We start from the raw sequence: 16623 nt of genomic DNA, 5'->3' as shown, positions 1-16623 counted from the left end.
TTTTCGATATTTGGAATGCGCCCGAGGCTGTTGACGCCTACCGTACGAGATTGCGCCCGCGCGAGAGTTCGGCCCATTGCCAGGACGCAAGCGCCGCACAGCCGAAGACGACCTCGCGCATGCGTTTGACGAGCGCGAGCGACAGCGCGACTTCGCGGTCGACCCCGAACATCTGCGCAAGCAGCACCACGGCAGCTTCCTGAACGCCGAGTCCCGCGGGCACCATGAACGCGGCGTGGCGCACGGCCTGCGTGAGCGCCTCGATGGCGATGGCGCCGCCAATCGAGACCGGGTGGCCCAGCAACGCCAGCGCCCAATAAGTCTCGAGCGCGCCGAGCACATATCCGGCGAGTTGCCAGGCGAAGGCCCTCACGAGCATCCCCGTCTTTCTCATGAGCGCGTCGATTTCTTCATCGAGCCGCTTGCCGTCGATTCCTTGCAGCAGCCGATGCTCGCTGCCGAGCGCGCGCACGGCGAAGCGTTCGATGGCATGAAATAGCCCCCCGCGGCGCACCAGCGCGATCGTCACGAAGGGAAGCGGCAGCGACATCGCGAGCGCCAGCGCGATCGTCTTCGCGCCCGCCCCACCCGTCGACGCAAAAATCAGCACGAGCCCGAGCGCCGAAAACGCGTACTGCACCGCGATCGTGATCAATACCTCGACGATCACCGAGGCGCTGACCCGAGACGCATCGCTCACGTGCCAGCGCGCGAGGCGAATGCCGACGATCTCGCCGCCCACTCCCACGACGGGCAAGAGCCGCCCCACCGCCTCGCGGACCGTCGCGACCCACCACAGAAAGACGAGCGGCGCACGCCCTCGCAGCAGCAACTGCCATGCGCGCGCATCGAGCAAGAGCGGCAGCGCGTGAAACGGCACTAGCCAAAGCAGCGTAAACCCGGCCTCGCCGATGATGTGCACGACGTCGCCCGCTCCGTTGCGCACGACGAGCGCAATCAGGATGGCAATACCGATGGGCCAGCCGGCCCACTTGAACCACCTCGTCATAGCCGACGGCCTTGCGCGGCGCTTGGGCCCGATATCCCTGCGACGCCTGCACCGCAGACATCGGCGAATCCGCCTCTGGGGATGCCCGCCATCGCCGCGGCGACGCGCGGCGAGAGGAGTGCAGCCAGTTCGTCTGCGTGGCGATATTCGCGCATCGAGGAGCTGATCGGCCCCTGCCCCGGTGCGCCGGGCTCCGCGGGGTGACAGTAGATTTCGCCGATGCCTTCGGGCAACGCGGCCAGCGCGTCGAGCACGACGGCTTCGTCCATGCCACCCGTGTTTGCGATACCGACGACGTAATCGTTGTGCGCAATCCCAGCGCGTGCAAGCCGCGCGCGCATCAGCGCGATCCAGGGCGCGAGCCACCAGGGCGCGTGCGCTTCGAACGGCAGACGGATCGCCTCGAGCCCATACTCGCGACCGATCGACAGGACGAGCGACAGCACCGTTGGATGCACATGGAAATGCTTATGGGCGTTGACGTGGTCGAGCGTCAAACCGGTTGCGGCGAACGCTTCGAACTGCGCGCGGATCTCGCGCGCGAGTTGGGTGCGCACGGCGGGCAGAAAAAAGAAGCGAAAACCGTCGCGCACCATCGCATCGCCGAACCGGCCGTCGGCACCGACGAGCGCGGGAATCTCGGCCGCGGACGACATCGCCGGCCCATCCGCGAGTACGAGGTGCAAGCCCACGCGCAGGCCCGGCAGCCGACGTGCGCGCTCGACGGCGTCGCCCGCCGCCGGTGCGCTCACCATGAGGCTCGCGCTCGTCAACACCCCATCGCGATGCGCGCGTTCGACGGCCCGGTTCACGCGCACATCGAGGCCGAAATCGTCGGCCGTGACGATTAGTGCCCTCGCGGCAGAACGAGACACCGGATTATTTCCGTACGAGGGTTGAGCTCATGCCTCGTGGGCGCGCAGGAAGCGGAAGAATTCGACGCCTTCGCGCAGACGCCGCTTCATCATGTCCCAGCTCGTCAGCATTTCGCGCACGATCTCCCAGATCTTCGAGGGGCGGAAGTAGAACTCCTTGTAGAACGCCTCGAGGTGGTGATAGATCTCATCGCGCGACAGATGCGGATAGCCGATCGCGGCGAGCTGCACGCCTTCATTACTGACGAGATTGATGACCTTGTTCTCTTCGAGCCAGCCGTTTTCGACGGCTTGCTTATAGAGTGTCGTACCGGGATAAGGCGCGGCCAGCGAGACCTGGATCGTATGCGGATTGATTTCCTTCGCATACTCGATCGTCTTGCGGATCGTCTCCTTCGTCTCGCCGGGCAAGCCGAGAATGAAGGTGCCGTGAATCATGATGCCGAGCTTCTTGCAGTCCGCATTGAAACGCCGCGCGAAATCGGTACGCACGCCCTTCTTGATGTTGACGAGAATCTGATCGTCACCCGACTCGTAGCCGACCAGCAACAAGCGCAGGCCGTTTTCCTTCATGATCTTCAGCGTCGAATACGGCACGTTGGCCTTCGCGTTGCACGACCAGGTCACGCCGAGCTTGCCGAGCCCGCGCGCGATCGCTTCAGCCCGCGGGGTGTCGTCGGTGAAAGTGTCATCGTCGAACATGATCTCCTTCACTTCGGGCATGTTTTCGCGAATCCACTTCACTTCCTCGAGCACGTTATCGACCGAGCGCGTGCGATAGCGGTGGCCGCTGACCGTCTGCGGCCACAAGCAGAACGTGCAGCGCGACTTGCAGCCGCGCCCCGTGTAGATCGACACGTACGGGTAGTTCAGATAGCCGATGAAGTAGTTGTCGATCTTGAGATCGCGCTTGTACACGGGCGCGACGAACGGCAGCTCGTCCATGTTTTCGAGGATCGGGCGCGCTTCGTTGTGCTCGATCGAACCGTCCTTCGCGCGCCAGCTCAAACCCTTGATTTCCGGGAACGGCTTGCCTTCGGCGATTTCCTTGCAGGTGAAGTCGAACTCCTCGCGGCAGACGAAATCGATCGCGTCGCTCGCCGTGAGCGAGTTATGAGGGTCCACCGCCACTTTGGCGCCCACCATGCCGATCAGGACCGACGGCTTGCGCTTTTTCAGGTCCTGCGCAAAAAGCGCGTCGGTCGGAAACGACGGCGTGCTCGTATGGATGAAAACGACGTCGTATTCGACGGCGATGTCGAGCGATGCCTGGACCGAGAGGCCGTCGGCCGGCGCGTCGAGCACGCGGCTGCCGGGCACGAGCGCCGCGGGCTGCGCGAGCCAGGTCGGATACCAGAACGAGCGGATCTCGCGCTTGGCCTGATAGCGCGATCCGGCTCCGCCGTCGAAGCCGTCATAGGACGGGGCCTGCAAGAACAGGGATTTCATGGATGCTCCGGCAACCTGCATGAATACGGATGAAAAGAAGAAGACTGAGTGGACGCGGCGTCAGGAGCCATCGGAGCCCTCCGCCACACGCGCCACGACGGGTACCCGGGCGCCGCGCCAGGTGACGTGAGAGCCGAACGCCGCGGCAAGCCACTGCAGCGCAAGCAACCCATCGCGCAGCGGCACGAGCGGCAGATCGCGCCAGAACGTGCTGATATGGCGTGCACCCCGCGCGTGTACCGCGAGCCGCGCGAGCAAGCCGAGCACCGCGGCCGCTGCCAGCACCGCCGCGCGAACGGGTGCGCCATGGCCGGCGAGCCCGTAGGCAAGCAGTGCGGCCAGTAGGACCCACGGCATCGTGAACGTCACGAACAGAAATGCGAAACCGGCCGGGTTGATCGAGCGGATCGTGCGCAGCCAGCGCGTCTCGCGCCGCCACAGCGACGCGAAATCGGGCTCGATGACGTCCGTGGCCACCACGACTTCCGACAACACCGTTTCGAGACCCCGCACGCGCGCATGCTCGGCCAGCCAGTAATCGTCGGCCAGGCAATCCTTGAGGGCGGCAAAGCCGCCCGTCAATTCCAGCGTCGTGGCGCGCAGCGCGAGCGTCGCGCCGAACCCGAAGCGCCGGGAACCGCCCGCATGCGCGAGCCGCACCGACGGCGCGAACCATTCGTTGACGAACAGCGCGCCCACGCGCGTCCAGAAACCGCCGACGCTTTCGGCGTGGTAAAGGCACGTGACGATGCCCACTTCGGGGTCGTCCAACGGCGCGGTGACCGCTTCCAGATAGCCGGGCTCGACCGCGATGTCGCTGTCCGCCACGACGACGAGCGGATGCTTCGCACGCGCGGCAAGATTGATGAGATTGCTGACCTTCAGGTTCTTGCCGTGCACGCGTGAATCGACGACGAGTTCGATATCGCGCCCCGGGTACAAGGCCTGCAGCCGCCGCACGACACCGATGGCCGCGTCGTTCGGCGATGACACGCCGAAAAGCAGTTGGTAGCACGGATGGCGCTGCTCGCAGAAAGTCGCGAGATTTTCGAAAAGCCGCGGCTCGGCACCGCACAGCGGCTTGAGCACGCTTACGCCCGACGCTCTCGCGGGCGGCCGGGCGGGACGGGCCCGGCTGAACGCCCGTGCCGACGGCATGGCAAACGCCGCCGCAAGCGCATAGGCCGCCGCGGCGCACGCGAGCATCACCAGCATCCAATCGGACAATGCCGAGGCCACCGCCGCGTTCACCGCGCGCGCCCCGCCAATGGCGGCACGCAACGGACCGGCTTGCGGTACGCCACGGTCAACCGCGATGAAACGATGCTGGCTCGCACGGGTCGTTGCTCCTTCGTAGAAGTCGAGCGCGTGCCTCGTCCGCAGGTCCCGGCGGGAAAACGAGCCCCGCCCGCGCGCCTGAAGCTCGAAGCCGCAAACCCGTAATTGTAGCAGTGCGAGGCATAAGCAGTGCCGCAACGCGTATCGACTACTGGATTCCGTCGCGTGGACGCTGCATCGGGCACGGCGGCCCGGCGTACAACGTGCGGTATCCGGCCCCGAGCGATGACGCGACGCAGCAAGTCATGTATCGTGTTTAAGTAGATGCTGTTTTCCCGCCGCCCGCACGCGCGGTCGAAGCGACTCGCGCCGGCCGGCGGGCCAGTCGACCTCGAAGCGCGCGCGCCGCGCGAAGCGAAGCCACCATGAAAAACGTTCTCAGCATACAGCCGCATGTCGTGTTCGGCCATGTAGGCAACAGTGCCGCGGTGTTCCCGATGCAACGCCTCGGCGTGAACGTCTGGCCGCTCGAGACGATGCAGTTTTCGAATCACATGCAGTACGGACACTGGGCCGGGAGCGCGATCGACGCCGCGCAGATGAGCGAACTCGTCGAAGGAATCGGTACCATCGGCGTGTTGCGGCGCTGCGACGCCGTGCTCTCCGGCTACTTGAGTTCGACTGCGCAGGTGCAGGCGGTCGTCGACATCGTAAAGGCGGTGAAGGCGGCCAATCCCCGCGCGTGGCACTTCGCCACGCCCGTCATCGGCGCGGGCGCCGGCGCCCACGTCGACGAATACCTGCTCGCCGCGATGCCGGCGACCGCCGACGGCCTGGCTCCGAATCACGAGACATTGCAAAAGCTGGCCGGCCGCGCAATCGAGACCGTCGACGAAGCCGTCGTGTCCTGTCGGGAGATCATCGCGCGCGGGCCGCAACTCGTGCTCGTCAAGCAGTTGCGGGATCGCAACAGTCCGGCCGACCGCGTCAACCTGCTCGCGGTGACAGCGAGCGAGGCGTGGATGAGCCAGTATCCGCGCTACCCGTTCGCCCGCCAGCCCGTGGGCGTCTCGGAGCTCACGAGTGCCATATTCGTCGCACGGCGCCTCACAGGGGATTCGGTGCGAACCGCGCTCGAGCATACGTCCGCCGCGGTGCACGCGGTGCTGAAGGCGACCTACGACGCCGGTCGCTACGAGCTCGAACTCGTCGCCGCGCAAGACGATATCGCGCGTCCGCGCGAGTGGCTCGGCGCGTGGTTCGTCGGGGCGGCCTGACGCGCATCGCCGCCGCGCGGGCGGTGCCTTCGAGGACGAGCGTGTTTGCCCTGATTGCCGGCGCAGCATCGCTATGCCGAAATGCGCATACTGGACGACGCGAACGGTCAAGACGGCCTCTTATTGGCTTCCTATATTCGCGTCAAGGGAGTGCCGCGGCAGGCCGACGCGCCGGCGGCACAGATCGACGAAAACTACGAATCCCAGGAGGTTCCGCCACACGCCCTCTCACCGAACAAGAGTCGTGCACCGGCGTTTTCGGCGCGGAGGAGATCCGCGCATCGCGCACCTTCGCGCGCATGCCGGGATGCACACCACCGCCGTTTTCCATGTTGTCGCCAAAAGGAAAGAACATGCGTTTCGCGAAGACGATTACCCCTATCGCAGTTGCTGTTGGAGCGCTTCTCGCAGTCGTGCCGTTTTCCGCATCCGCCGATGTCACGGTCAAGATCGGCTTTGCCGCCCCGCTCACGGGCCCCAACGCCAGCTACGGCAAGGATCTCCAGGACGGCGTGCAGCTGGCGCTCGACGATGCCAAGGCGCAAGGCATCAAGATCAACGGACAGCCCGCATCGTTCCAACTCGTCGCAGAGGACGATCAGGCGGACCCCAAGACCGGTTCACAAGTGGCACAGAAACTCGTCGATGAGGGCGTGAACGTGATCGTCGGCCACTTCAATTCGGGCACGACGATTCCGGCCTCCGAGATCTACCAGAAAGCGGGCATTCCCGACATCGATCCGGCCGCCACGAATCCGATCATCACGGGGCGCGGCTACGAGAACGTGTTCATGGTGATTTCGAGCGATGCGCAAAACGCGGGTACGGCAGGCACGTATGCCGTGCAGACGACCAAGGCCAAGCGCATCGCGATCATCGACGACCGGACGGCATTCGGTCAGGGCGAAGCCGACGAGTTCGAGAAGGCCGTCAAGAAGGCTGGCGGCAATATCGTGGGACGCGAATATACGACGAACAGCGCGACCGACTTCAAGACTCAGCTCACGAAGCTCAAAGGCGTCAACCCAGACCTCATTTTCGTCGCGGCGCTCAACCCGCAAGCCGCGGGCATCATGAAGCAGATGCGCCAGCTTGGCATCAAGGCTCAGTTCGTGGGCGGCGGCGGCGTGAAGGACATCGACTTCATCAAGCTCGCCGGCGACTCCGCCGAGGGCGCCATGGCCTGGGAGTACGGTCGCCCGCTCGACAGCACGCCGGTGGGTAAGGAGTTCGCGAGCAAATTCAAGGCGAAGTTCGGCGTCGATGTGCTGTCGTACGCACCGTTCGGCTACGACGCCGCATGGACGGCCATCAAAGCCATGCAGGCCGCGAATTCGATCAAGCCGGAGGACTACCGTCCGAAGCTCAAGGCGATCAGCTTCGACGGCATCACCGGCCATATCGCATTCAACTCGAACGGTTCGCTCAAGCAAGGCTCGTCGACCGTCTACGAGGTCAAGAACGGCCAGTGGGTGACCGTTGCCACGAAAGCGGGGCTCTGACACAGCGCCCAGGCATCGCCGTCGTGCCGCATGACACGGCGCCTTCGGGCGCCGTGTTGCGTTTGGCTCAGGCAAACCGCTCGTCGTGCGCGCCATGCGCGCCGTGCTCCGCGAGCCAGCGCCCGATGAGCGGCCAGGTTTCGCGCGCGGCATTGCGCGAGACGATCAAGCGCTCGTGCGTATAGTCTTCGCTAAAACCGCGATCGCGGCCGCACAGCCGGTAGGTACGATCCGCGCCGCCGAAGGCGTTGGCCAGCCTCGCGCACCCTTGCTCCGGTGCGATGAACGCGTCGCCGCTGCCCGCGAGCGCAAGCAGCGGTACTTCGACGGCGCCGAGCGCGCCCAGGTAGTCGAAGCCGTCCTCGCCGTCGAACGTCCGGGCAAGGCTCCACCGGCACCATTGGCGCATGAGCCGCGGCTCTTCGCCCTCCGGACCGACGCGCAAGAGCCAACTCGGCAAGCGCCCACCGCAGGCGATCCACGCGGCCATCGCCCGCACGCGCGCGCGGTTGCGCCAAGTCAGCGCCGCGGCCGTCGCCTGGCTGGCCAACAACACGAGTCCGCCGAATTCACGTGCCGCGCGCGCCGGATTGCGGGCCATCCACATCGCCGCAATGAGCCCGCCGCCACTGTGCCCGACCCAGTAAATCGGTTGCCCGCCGCTTTTCGTCCCGAGCGCAGCGACGACGGCCTCGACATCTTCGCGCGCGACCGTGTCGAATGTGTAAGGCGTCGGCGCCTTTGCACTGCGGCCGTGCCCGCGCCAGTCGAAGACCCAGCATGCAAGCCCACGGCGGGCCAGGTACTCGGCGAGCGCCATGCAGCAGCGGTGGTTCGAGAACGTACCGTGCGTGAGGACGACGGGCGCGCCCCGGCCATTGCCCACGCGCGTGAGGGCGAGCCGCACACCGTCACGGGTCGAAATGCATTCGGCGAGCGTGGTCATATCTCGGCGTGAATCGGAACGACGCGCCGCGTGCCGCCCCCGAGGTCCACACCATCGCGCAACTGGCGTAGCCGCGTCTGGCTCATCAGCGCTTGCAGCATGGGGATGTGAAAAGCCCCGATATCGACGAAACGGATCGCGTCGTTTTCGATTTCAATCCACCCGCGCGCGCCGAGCTCCTCCCAGATTGGCTCGAACTCGCCGATGGCGTCGCACCCGAACGCCATTTCGTAGGCGCATAGATCGATATTCATCGTCTGCATCTCCTGGAAGAGCCATGCAAGCTTCATGTCCGGCAAGGCCTGCACGAACTGCCTGTCGACCGGAAACTGCCCGGCATCGATCGCGGCATGGTACGCCTCGAGCGAGCGATGATTCATCTGCAACCAGTTGAGCCCGTCGTCCGGGTTCCACGACGATGGGGGCATGCTGATCGCCGCATAGCCGATGCCGATCATGTGCTGCGTGACGAGCTCGCTACCCTCCATATTCAAGAGGCAGCGCAAGTGCGTCTCGTATTCGTAGCGCTCGGCGCCGGCAAATTCGAAGCGCCCGTCACCGTCAGGGTCGGTCCGCTCCCAGTCATACACGGTCGCTTGACGAAACCCCCGGGCAGTCAGAAATCGCACGGATTCACGATACATCTCGATGGTCTCCTCGAGCGGCGGCAACTGCGCACGTTGCGCCTTGCTGAAGTCGCTGCGCCCCGCGATATTGAGCTGATAGTGCGTGATATGGCGAACGCCCGAGCGCACCAGTTCGTCGAGGTCGAACAGCATGTCGTCGACGGTCTGCTCGGGCCACCCGTAAATGAGGTCCACGTTGCAGGCGAGCTGGGCCTCGTTGAAATAGGCAAGCGCGTCCATCACTTGCTGGCGCGTCTGCTTGCGGCCGCTATAGCGGATCAGCCGGTCGCTCAGTTGCTGCACGCCCATGCTTACGCGTGTGAAGCCGGCGCTGCGAATGGCATCGACCTTGTCACGCGTGAAAAGCTGCGGGATTCCCTCGAGAGTCTTCTCGATCCGGGGCGCCACGTCACCATAGAGTTTCCGAACGATCGCCATGAGGCGCGCATACTCGCCGTCACGCAGGAGGTTCGGCGTGCCACCGCCGACGTAGAGCGATGCCAGCGTATCGCCCGACAGCATATCGCCAAAAAGCTCCGCTTCACGCTCGAGATAATCGAGGTAATCGGAAATTTGAGACTTTCCTCGATAATCCTGTGTTGGAAAAAGACAAAATCCGCAATGAGCCGGATCGGTCGGAATACAAAATGGAATGCCCAGGTAAAGGTTGTCTTTAAACCGGCGCTGCTTCGCCAAATGCGCCCGCTTCTCCCAGCGTTCGCGGGTCTTACCATCGTTCGCCCGCCAATACATCGGACTGGGATGCGTATGTAGTACCTTGTTGCTCTGTGGGCGCGAAAACTCGCGCTCGATGAACGCGGCTACATCAGCACGCGTCATATCCGTCGTAGACATGCCGTTCTCCGTGATCGACGAGCTCGCGGCGGCGCGCGCCGTTGTCGAGCTTCTTCCCCGATTCGCCGTCTTGCTTTGTTGAATTCATATTAATTCGACGGAACCGAGTTTAAGTCGGCATCGACTGCTCACAGGCGTCACAATCCGTAGTTCTTTTCGATTATCGGATTCGATATCACGCTTATGCAAAACCGCTGTTCGTTTTCAACTGTGCGAGGAAGACAAATACCGAAAACACGGTGGCGCTAGCGCGCCGCGGCGGCCTCTTCGTGCAGCCAGCGGCGCAACGCATCGATGGCATCGCGTTTCGCGCTGTCGGAGCGCCAGACGATGAAGTGCGCGTAGATGTCCTTGATACTGCGCCGCCAGAGCCGGACAAGGGCACCCTTGGCAAGCTCCGCTTCCACGAGCGTCGCGCGCGCGAGCGCAATGCCGAGCCCGTTCGCCGCGGCATCGATGAGCGCACCGGCGTCCGTGAAAAGCGGCCCGCCGCGCGGCTCGGTCAGATCGAGACCGACGGCCTGGAACCACGGCTCCCAGGGCTGCGAGGCATGGCGCAGCAACGTGCAGCGCGCGAGATCGGCGAACCGTCGAGGCAGCCGCCCCCCGCGATAAGCGGGGCTCGCCACCACGAATACCTCCTCGTCCATCAGCCGCTCGGCCTCGAGGTCAGGCCACGCGCCGGGCCCGTAGCGCAACGCCACGTCCACGCCATCGTGCCGGTCGAAACGCGCGAGCGCCGCCTCGGGACGCAGTTGCAGCGAGATATCGGGGTGACGGCGCAAAAACGATGGAAGACGGGGCGCGAGCCATCGCGCGGCGAACGGCGGCAGCACGCTCACCGTCAGCTTGGTCGGTTCAGGCTTGCGCGCTTCGCGGGTACGCTGGCGCGGCGGTACGCGCTCGAATGCGCGCTGCAGCACCTCGAGTCCCTGACGCACCTGCAGCGCGAGCGCGTGAGCCTCCGGCGTCGCGACAGCGCCAAAACGCTCACGCACGAACAGCGCGGTGCCCAGGCGCAGTTCGAGCGCGCGCACGTGCTGGCTGATCGCACCTTGCGTCAGCGCGAGTTCGTCCGCTGCGCGCGTGAAGCTGCCGAGCCGCACGGCAGCTTCGAACGCGCGCAACGTCTGCATGGGGGGAAGACGCGAACCGGTCATCGTACGGCAGGTCGTGGCGTGAGTGTTTCGCGCATCATGCACCCGCTTCGCGGTTTTTCGCACGCAACGCCGCTTTCATCACCGCGCCCGCGGCCGCGATATGCGCCTTCGTCAAACCTTTCGCCCTGCGGCGATCGCGCGCAATCACGGCCTCGAGGATAGCCGCGTGCTCCGCGCACGAGGTCTCCTGGTACGGCTCGATCTGCCAGACCAGCCGCAAATAGCGGTCGGCCTTGCGCCAGAGTACTTCGAGCGTCTCGAGCAGATGCGGCTTACCGCCCGCGGCGTAGATGGCGCGGTGAAATGCCCAGTTGTCCTTCGACCAGGCCTCGACGTCGCGCGCCTTGCGATCGCGTTCGAGAATCTCGCGCGCGGCCCGGGCGTCGTCCGGGCCGAATGCATCGATCGCAGCGTCGAGCGCGATGAGTTCCAGCGCCACGCGCATTTCCTGGAGCTCCTCGGCTTCCGATGCGCTCATCGCCGAAACGAAGGCACCGCGATTCGGCACCAGCGTGACGAACCCGCTCGCCTGCAACTGCGCAAACGCCTCGCGCACGGGAATGTGGCTCGTTCCGAATTCGGCCGCGAGGCGGTCCTGCCGCAACTGCGTGCCGGGCGGCAACTCGCCGCTCGCGATGCGTTCGCGGATACGGTCGGCAAGCGCCACCGAAGAAACTTTTGCATCGGCCGACTTTTTCATTTTAATATATTAAAACTCATTGGGAGGTCGATATGACGGTATCCAGATTGCGAAATATCCCCGGCATCGGTGTCGACCGGGTCGGCGACGCGGCGGACTCGATGCACGACGCGGACATTCTACGGCTCGAAAACCTCGACACTGACCTCCGGCCGCCCGCGGCAGCCTTGAAGGTCACGCGCGAAGCCGTCGACGACGACGCGGCCAACAGCTACCTGCCGTTTCTCGGCCTGCCCGCTCTGCGGCAGGCCGCCGCCGAGCGCGTCGGGCGCGCCGCGGGGCACCGCTACGACGCCGCGACGGAGTGTATCGTTTCGGCCGGCGGGCTGGCCGGTATCTTCAACGTGCTGCTCTCGATCCTGGAACCCGGCGACGAAGTCGTGCTGAGCACACCGACCTACGCCGGGCTCATCAATCGCGTCCACCTCGCGGGCGGTGTGCCGAAGTTCGCGCGGCTCGTAGCCGGCGCCGACGGCTGGCGGCTCGATCTCGACAGCCTGGCCGCGGCCGTGGGACCCCGCACGAAGGCGTTTCTGATGATGTCGCCATCGATGCCGAGCGGCTATGTCGCCACGGCGGACGAATGGCAGGCGATCGCCGAACACTGCCGTCGCGCCGGCGCATGGCTCGTCTATGACGCCGCCATGGAGCGGATTCTCTTCGATGGCCGCGCCGTGCTTCATCCGGCCGGTTTGCCCGACATGCGCGAGCGCACGATCAGCGTCGGCGCGGTCTCGAAGGAGTACCGGATGATCGGCTGGCGCATCGGCTGGATCGTCGGCCCCGCAACGATCATGCGCGACGTTCGGCTTGCGAGCCTCTCGAACGTCGTCTGTCAGGTCGGCATTGCCATGCCCGGTGCGGCCGCCGCGCTGACGGCGGCCGACGACGGCGTGGCCGCGGCCGTAACCGAATGGGAAAAGCGCCGGGACGTCCTCGTCGCGCAACTGGCCGACCTGCCGGTCGTGCGGCCGCACGGTGGCTGGTCGCTGCTGATCGATACCGATGCGCTCGGCATCGAGCCGGGCGAGGCGTCGCGACGATTGCTCGCACACGGCAAGATTGCCGCTACGCCCATGACGAACTGGGGCCCCGGCGCCGAGCGCTATCTGCGCTTCGTGTTTTCCAACGAGCCGGCTTCGCGGTTGGGCGATGTGCGCGAGCGCATCCGCGCGTCGTGGAAGTTGTGAGCGAGCGCGGGACATACCGATCAGGCGGACCCGGTGAGCCATTAGAGATGCTAATGGCTCGAGCGCAGTATTCCTGCTTTGCCGGTCGCGGCCGCGCTGGCTAGACTCGTCGTCGCGAATTCACCCGAATCTTTGCGACGAAAGCCAAATGAACTATCGACTCTACTATTCGCCCGGTGCCTGCTCGTTGGCCGTTCATATCGCGCTCGAAGAAATCGGCATACCGTTCGAGCGCGAGGAAGTCTCGGTTGCGCGAGGCGAGACCACACAGCCTGAGTACCTGGCCATCAACCCGAAAGCGCGCGTGCCCGCGCTGGCCATCGCCGGCGAAACACGCGTGCTGACCGAACTGCCCGCGATTCTCACGTTTCTCGCGCGACGGCACCCCGAGGCGAATCTGTTGCCGAGCGACAACGCGCTCGACGAGGCACGCTGTCACGAATGGCTCGCGTGGCTCGCCGGCTGGGTGCACGGCGTCGGTTACGGCGAGCTATGGCGCCCACTGCGGTTCGTCTCCGATCCTGCGTTGTGCGAAACGATCAGCGCGGCCGGCAGACGCACCATCGAACAATCCTGCGTTTGCATCGAAGCGGAGCTCGCCGATGGGCGCCCGTGGGCCGTCGCGCGCGGTTATTCGATCGTCGATCCGTTTTTGCTCGTGCTCTATCGCTGGGGCAACCGGATCGGTCTGCCGATGCGCGAGCGCTATCCGGCTTGGACCGGGATCGTGCGGCGTGTCTCGGCACGCCCGGCCGTGCAGCGCGCCATGGCGAACGAGGGGGTCTTCCTGGACCGATGAAGCCGCGCCGATTGCCGGGCCGCGCCAGCGATGCTGTTAATATGCAGCGGGCCGTACCGCGAAGCGTACGACTGCCGTATCACTCATCGCCATGTCCGTCATCAGCCTGCTCGCCCCTTGGGAGCCCTCTCCCGCGTTTGTCGCCGTTGTGCTCGTCACAGCCGTGCTCTATGCGCGCGGCGCGCGGCGCGCCCCCGTGACGATCGCGCGTCAAGCCGCGTTCTGGACTGGCCTCGTGCTGTTTTATCTCGCACTCCACACGCGGCTCGATTACTACGCGGAGCACCAGTTCTTCGTGCATCGGCTGCAGCACCTGGTGCTGCACCATCTCGCGCCGCTCGTGCTGATGGCCTCGTATCCGGGCAGTGTCCTGCGCGCGGGGCTGCCGTTCGCATGGCGGCCCGCGCTACGGCGCTGGCAGCGCAGCGCGTCGGCACGTCTGGCCGCTGCGACCTTGCTCAACCCCACCGTCATTTCGCTTGCGTTCGTCGTTTCGGTGGTTCTCTGGCTCGTCCCGTCGGTCCAATTCGTCGCGATGCTCGACTGGCGCCTCTATACGCTCATGAACTGGTCGGTGGCCGTGAGCGGCCTCGCCTATTGGTGGATGCTGCTCGATCACCGCCGTGCGCCGCCGAGCCGCACGCGGCCCGGCTTGCGCGTGCTTTCCCCCGTGATCACCATGACGCCGCAGATTCTCGTCGGCGCGATCATCACTTTTTCATCGCAAGACCTCTATCCGATCTTCACGCTGTGCGGACGCGCGTTCACTTCGATCCCGCCCGTGCTCGATCAGAGCCTCGGCGGCCTCATCATGTGGGTGCCCGCGGCCGTGCTCGAATCGATCGGCGCGATGATGGCGCTGCGCCATATGATGCGTTTGTCGGAGAGCGCGCCCACGACGATCTCACGCGTGCGCCGCAGCACCGGCAGCGCGACGCCGACGTTGGAGGCCTCTTCGCGCTGACGACAGGTCGACGACCGTGCCGTGTCAGCCCGCCAGCCATGCGCCATAGCGCGCCAGATCGACGTTGCCGCCGCTCACGATGACGCCCGGGCGAATCGGATCGCGATTCGGCATCGTATTACCTCGAACGCGAGGATTCATCGAGGCGCGGCGCGACGATGACTTGCGCCAGCGCGTCGCGCTCCATGCGTTCGAGCGCTGGGCGCATCGCCGCGAATTCATCAGGACTGCAGACTTGTTTGCCGAAGCGCGCCTGCAGCCGGCGCGTGATTTGCACGATATGCGTCGCCGGATCGAACACGTAGTGCGAGCGATAGTGCAAGCCACCCGCGCTCAATTCGAGATCGTGCGGCACGAACACCGCGCGCATGCCGGAGGGCAACGCAATCTGGCCCGCCTCGTCGAATCCGCCGCCGATGCAGACGAACGGCTGGGTGCGCACACCGGCCGCCAGCCACTGCTCGACCTGCGTCGCGATCCCGCCGGATAGACTCGATATCGCCGGCATGCCCGTCATCCCGTCGGGCCAGATCACATGCTCGAGCGCGCCCGTCATCGAGACCGCGAACGGTCCGCTCGTGCCCGCGACATCGTCGGCAACGATCGTCGCGCTCCCGCGCAAACCAGCGTTATGCAGACGTTCGTACGCAATTTGCTGCACGCGCTCGTGCGTCGCGCGGCGAAACACGTTGCGCTCGAGTTCCGCTGTCCAGCCGCTGTCCTCGACGCGATAAGCGTAACGGGCGGCGCCGCTCGCATCGATGTCGATCTGCACGCGCGATGCGCGCTCGCGCGGCTCGACGGCAGGCGTGCGCACCATGCGCGCTTCGTCGACCAGCAGCGCGGGCCGGTCCATGACGCCGGGCGGCAGATACCCGAACGCAATGCCGCCCGCAGTCGTATCGGCAAACGTCTGGAGCTCCGGCATCCAGACGATCACATGATTGATCGCGCTCGCGCCGTAACCGGGCACCGACGGCAGCGTGTACACAGGACCGAGACCGAGCAGTGCCGGCTCGCTCCGAATACCGGCCGCGGCGAGCAGCGCGCCGAAAAGCGCGACGTGATCCTTGCAATCGCCATAGCGGTTGCGCAGGACATCGATCACCCGATGCGGCCGCGCCGCTGTTTCGCCCACGAAAAGCGCCACATAACGTATGTTCGCGCGCATCCAATCGTAGATGGCGCGAGCTTTCGAAACCGGGTCAGGCTGCGCGTCCGTCAACGCATGCGCCAGCGCGGCGATAGCCGGATCCGCGGCGCTCGCGTCCGCGGCGCCCGCCCGGTATCGCTCGGCGAACGCGACGAAGTCCGCGTCGGTCGTGACCATCAACCGGTCGCCGTCTTGTGCGTAGCCGACCGCACCGGGCTCCGTCGCCGCATAGGGGCCATGCCGATAATCGAAGGCGTAGCGCGTGCGCGCACCGTCGGTCACAGGCGGCTCGCCGACATATCCGCGCGCATCGGCATGAAGCGGCACGTCCGAGGGCAAATCGAAGACGAGCTGTTGGGACTCGACGGGCTCGCGCGTCGGCGCGACGAAATAGCTGAACGCACCGGGCTCGATCGGTTTGCCACGAACCTTGTGAAAGACGACGTGGATTCGCCAGCCCGGCTCCACGCCCGGGAAAATGATCGTCCGCAAGACACCGTCCTCGAACGTCGGCGCACCTGACGCACGCGGCTCCTGCACGTCGCGAATCGCCTCCGGCCCGACCGGATGCCGCACCCCGCCCGGATCGATCGACTCGGCCGTCACGATCGTGAGCTTTTCGGTGTCCTTGTCGAACCACACGTAATGCTGTGCGATCGCATCGACCCCGCTCGACGTGTTCGCGCGCAATGTCGTGTCGTCATACTCCTCCACGGTCCCGTCCCGTTGCACTACGAATCGATGCACGTCCGATTCGATCGTCGACGGGGCATCTTGCGACGCCCTAGCCATTGCGCTCGCGCACGAGACGGCAACGGTCAGGGCGATCGCACGCAGTGC

At 65.4% G+C, this 16623-nt stretch carries 14 protein-coding genes; 5 read left to right on the top strand and 9 right to left on the bottom strand.

What is annotated here, in order from left to right; genetic code table 11:
* Positions 1–37: 37 nt before the first annotated feature.
* The 4 genes from ACO1XS_RS11390 to hpnI are packed head-to-tail and all read right to left on the bottom strand — an operon-like array spanning position 38 to position 4548.
* Complete coding sequence (locus tag ACO1XS_RS11390) at positions 38–1009, bottom strand: lysylphosphatidylglycerol synthase domain-containing protein (RefSeq protein WP_486390722.1); 972 nt, start codon at positions 1007–1009, stop codon at positions 38–40.
* Complete coding sequence (gene hpnK, locus ACO1XS_RS11385) at positions 1006–1884, bottom strand: hopanoid biosynthesis-associated protein HpnK (protein WP_331574426.1); 879 nt, start codon at positions 1882–1884, stop codon at positions 1006–1008. Before hpnK ends, ACO1XS_RS11390 begins: the two co-directional genes overlap by 4 nt.
* 27 nt (positions 1885–1911) lie before the next feature.
* Positions 1912–3354, bottom strand: a complete 1443-nt coding sequence (hpnJ, locus tag ACO1XS_RS11380) for a hopanoid biosynthesis associated radical SAM protein HpnJ (RefSeq protein ID WP_440561864.1) — start codon at positions 3352–3354, stop codon at positions 1912–1914.
* A gap of 39 nt (positions 3355–3393) precedes the next feature.
* Positions 3394–4548, bottom strand: a complete 1155-nt coding sequence (hpnI, locus tag ACO1XS_RS11375) for a bacteriohopanetetrol glucosamine biosynthesis glycosyltransferase HpnI (protein WP_486390767.1) — start codon at positions 4546–4548, stop codon at positions 3394–3396.
* A 488-nt stretch (positions 4549–5036) separates the two neighbouring features.
* Between hpnI and pdxY the strand changes: the two genes are divergently transcribed.
* Positions 5037–5888 carry a pyridoxal kinase PdxY gene (gene pdxY / locus ACO1XS_RS11370; protein ID WP_331574430.1) on the top strand — a complete coding sequence of 284 codons (852 nt, stop codon included), beginning with the start codon at positions 5037–5039 and terminating at the stop codon, positions 5886–5888.
* A gap of 353 nt (positions 5889–6241) precedes the next feature.
* Entirely contained in the window at positions 6242–7390 is a 1149-nt protein-coding gene (locus tag ACO1XS_RS11365) for a branched-chain amino acid ABC transporter substrate-binding protein (protein WP_331574432.1), read from the top strand.
* A 67-nt stretch (positions 7391–7457) separates the two neighbouring features.
* On the opposite strand, the gene ACO1XS_RS11360 is transcribed toward ACO1XS_RS11365, so the two are convergent.
* From ACO1XS_RS11360 to ACO1XS_RS11345, 4 genes are all read right to left on the bottom strand, one after another.
* The gene (locus ACO1XS_RS11360; protein ID WP_486390720.1) at positions 7458–8336 is read right to left on the bottom strand and encodes an alpha/beta fold hydrolase; all 879 of its coding nucleotides are present in this window, start codon (positions 8334–8336) and stop codon (positions 7458–7460) included.
* Positions 8333–9817 (bottom strand): coproporphyrinogen-III oxidase family protein, encoded by a 1485-nt coding sequence (locus ACO1XS_RS11355; protein WP_331574436.1) that lies wholly within the window; start codon positions 9815–9817, stop codon positions 8333–8335. Before ACO1XS_RS11355 ends, ACO1XS_RS11360 begins: the two co-directional genes overlap by 4 nt.
* 245 nt (positions 9818–10062) lie before the next feature.
* On the bottom strand, positions 10063–10977 hold the full coding sequence (locus ACO1XS_RS11350; protein WP_331574438.1) for a LysR substrate-binding domain-containing protein: 915 nt from the start codon (positions 10975–10977) through the stop codon (positions 10063–10065).
* A gap of 34 nt (positions 10978–11011) precedes the next feature.
* Positions 11012–11677 (bottom strand): GntR family transcriptional regulator, encoded by a 666-nt coding sequence (locus tag ACO1XS_RS11345; protein ID WP_331574440.1) that lies wholly within the window; start codon positions 11675–11677, stop codon positions 11012–11014.
* A gap of 32 nt (positions 11678–11709) precedes the next feature.
* Between ACO1XS_RS11345 and ACO1XS_RS11340 the strand changes: the two genes are divergently transcribed.
* From ACO1XS_RS11340 to ACO1XS_RS11330, 3 genes are all read left to right on the top strand, one after another.
* Complete coding sequence (locus ACO1XS_RS11340; protein WP_486390719.1) at positions 11710–12867, top strand: pyridoxal phosphate-dependent aminotransferase; 1158 nt, start codon at positions 11710–11712, stop codon at positions 12865–12867.
* A 148-nt stretch (positions 12868–13015) separates the two neighbouring features.
* Positions 13016–13666 carry a glutathione S-transferase family protein gene (locus tag ACO1XS_RS11335; protein ID WP_331574444.1) on the top strand — a complete coding sequence of 217 codons (651 nt, stop codon included), beginning with the start codon at positions 13016–13018 and terminating at the stop codon, positions 13664–13666.
* A 91-nt stretch (positions 13667–13757) separates the two neighbouring features.
* Positions 13758–14630 (top strand): cytochrome c oxidase assembly protein, encoded by an 873-nt coding sequence (locus ACO1XS_RS11330; RefSeq protein WP_486390718.1) that lies wholly within the window; start codon positions 13758–13760, stop codon positions 14628–14630.
* A 118-nt stretch (positions 14631–14748) separates the two neighbouring features.
* Here the strand turns inward: ACO1XS_RS11330 and ACO1XS_RS11325 are convergent, their stop codons facing one another.
* Positions 14749–16575, bottom strand: coding sequence for a DUF3857 domain-containing protein (locus tag ACO1XS_RS11325; protein ID WP_486390717.1), 1827 nt, complete (start codon positions 16573–16575; stop codon positions 14749–14751).
* Between the last annotated feature and the right edge of the window lie 48 nt (positions 16576–16623).

Source organism: Trinickia sp. (assembly GCF_057351765.1).
This window is presented reverse-complemented; position numbering and strand designations above follow the sequence as displayed.

Excerpts from the sequence above, each read along its gene's own strand:
- ACO1XS_RS11390 (WP_486390722.1), bottom strand. The coding sequence starts at position 1,009 with ATGACGAGGTGGTTCAAGTGGGCCGGCTGGCCCATCGGTATTGCCATC.
- hpnJ (WP_440561864.1), bottom strand. The coding sequence starts at position 3,354 with ATGCAGGTTGCCGGAGCATCCATGAAATCCCTGTTCTTGCAGGCCCCG.
- hpnI (WP_486390767.1), bottom strand. The coding sequence starts at position 4,548 with ATGCTGGTGATGCTCGCGTGCGCCGCGGCGGCCTATGCGCTTGCGGCG.
- pdxY (WP_331574430.1), top strand. The coding sequence starts at position 5,037 with ATGAAAAACGTTCTCAGCATACAGCCGCATGTCGTGTTCGGCCATGTA.
- ACO1XS_RS11365 (WP_331574432.1), top strand. The coding sequence starts at position 6,242 with ATGCGTTTCGCGAAGACGATTACCCCTATCGCAGTTGCTGTTGGAGCG.
- ACO1XS_RS11360 (WP_486390720.1), bottom strand. The coding sequence starts at position 8,336 with ATGACCACGCTCGCCGAATGCATTTCGACCCGTGACGGTGTGCGGCTC.
- ACO1XS_RS11355 (WP_331574436.1), bottom strand. The coding sequence starts at position 9,817 with ATGTCTACGACGGATATGACGCGTGCTGATGTAGCCGCGTTCATCGAG.
- ACO1XS_RS11350 (WP_331574438.1), bottom strand. The coding sequence starts at position 10,977 with ATGACCGGTTCGCGTCTTCCCCCCATGCAGACGTTGCGCGCGTTCGAA.
- ACO1XS_RS11345 (WP_331574440.1), bottom strand. The coding sequence starts at position 11,677 with ATGAAAAAGTCGGCCGATGCAAAAGTTTCTTCGGTGGCGCTTGCCGAC.
- ACO1XS_RS11340 (WP_486390719.1), top strand. The coding sequence starts at position 11,710 with ATGACGGTATCCAGATTGCGAAATATCCCCGGCATCGGTGTCGACCGG.
- ACO1XS_RS11335 (WP_331574444.1), top strand. The coding sequence starts at position 13,016 with ATGAACTATCGACTCTACTATTCGCCCGGTGCCTGCTCGTTGGCCGTT.
- ACO1XS_RS11330 (WP_486390718.1), top strand. The coding sequence starts at position 13,758 with ATGTCCGTCATCAGCCTGCTCGCCCCTTGGGAGCCCTCTCCCGCGTTT.
- ACO1XS_RS11325 (WP_486390717.1), bottom strand. The coding sequence starts at position 16,575 with ATGGCTAGGGCGTCGCAAGATGCCCCGTCGACGATCGAATCGGACGTG.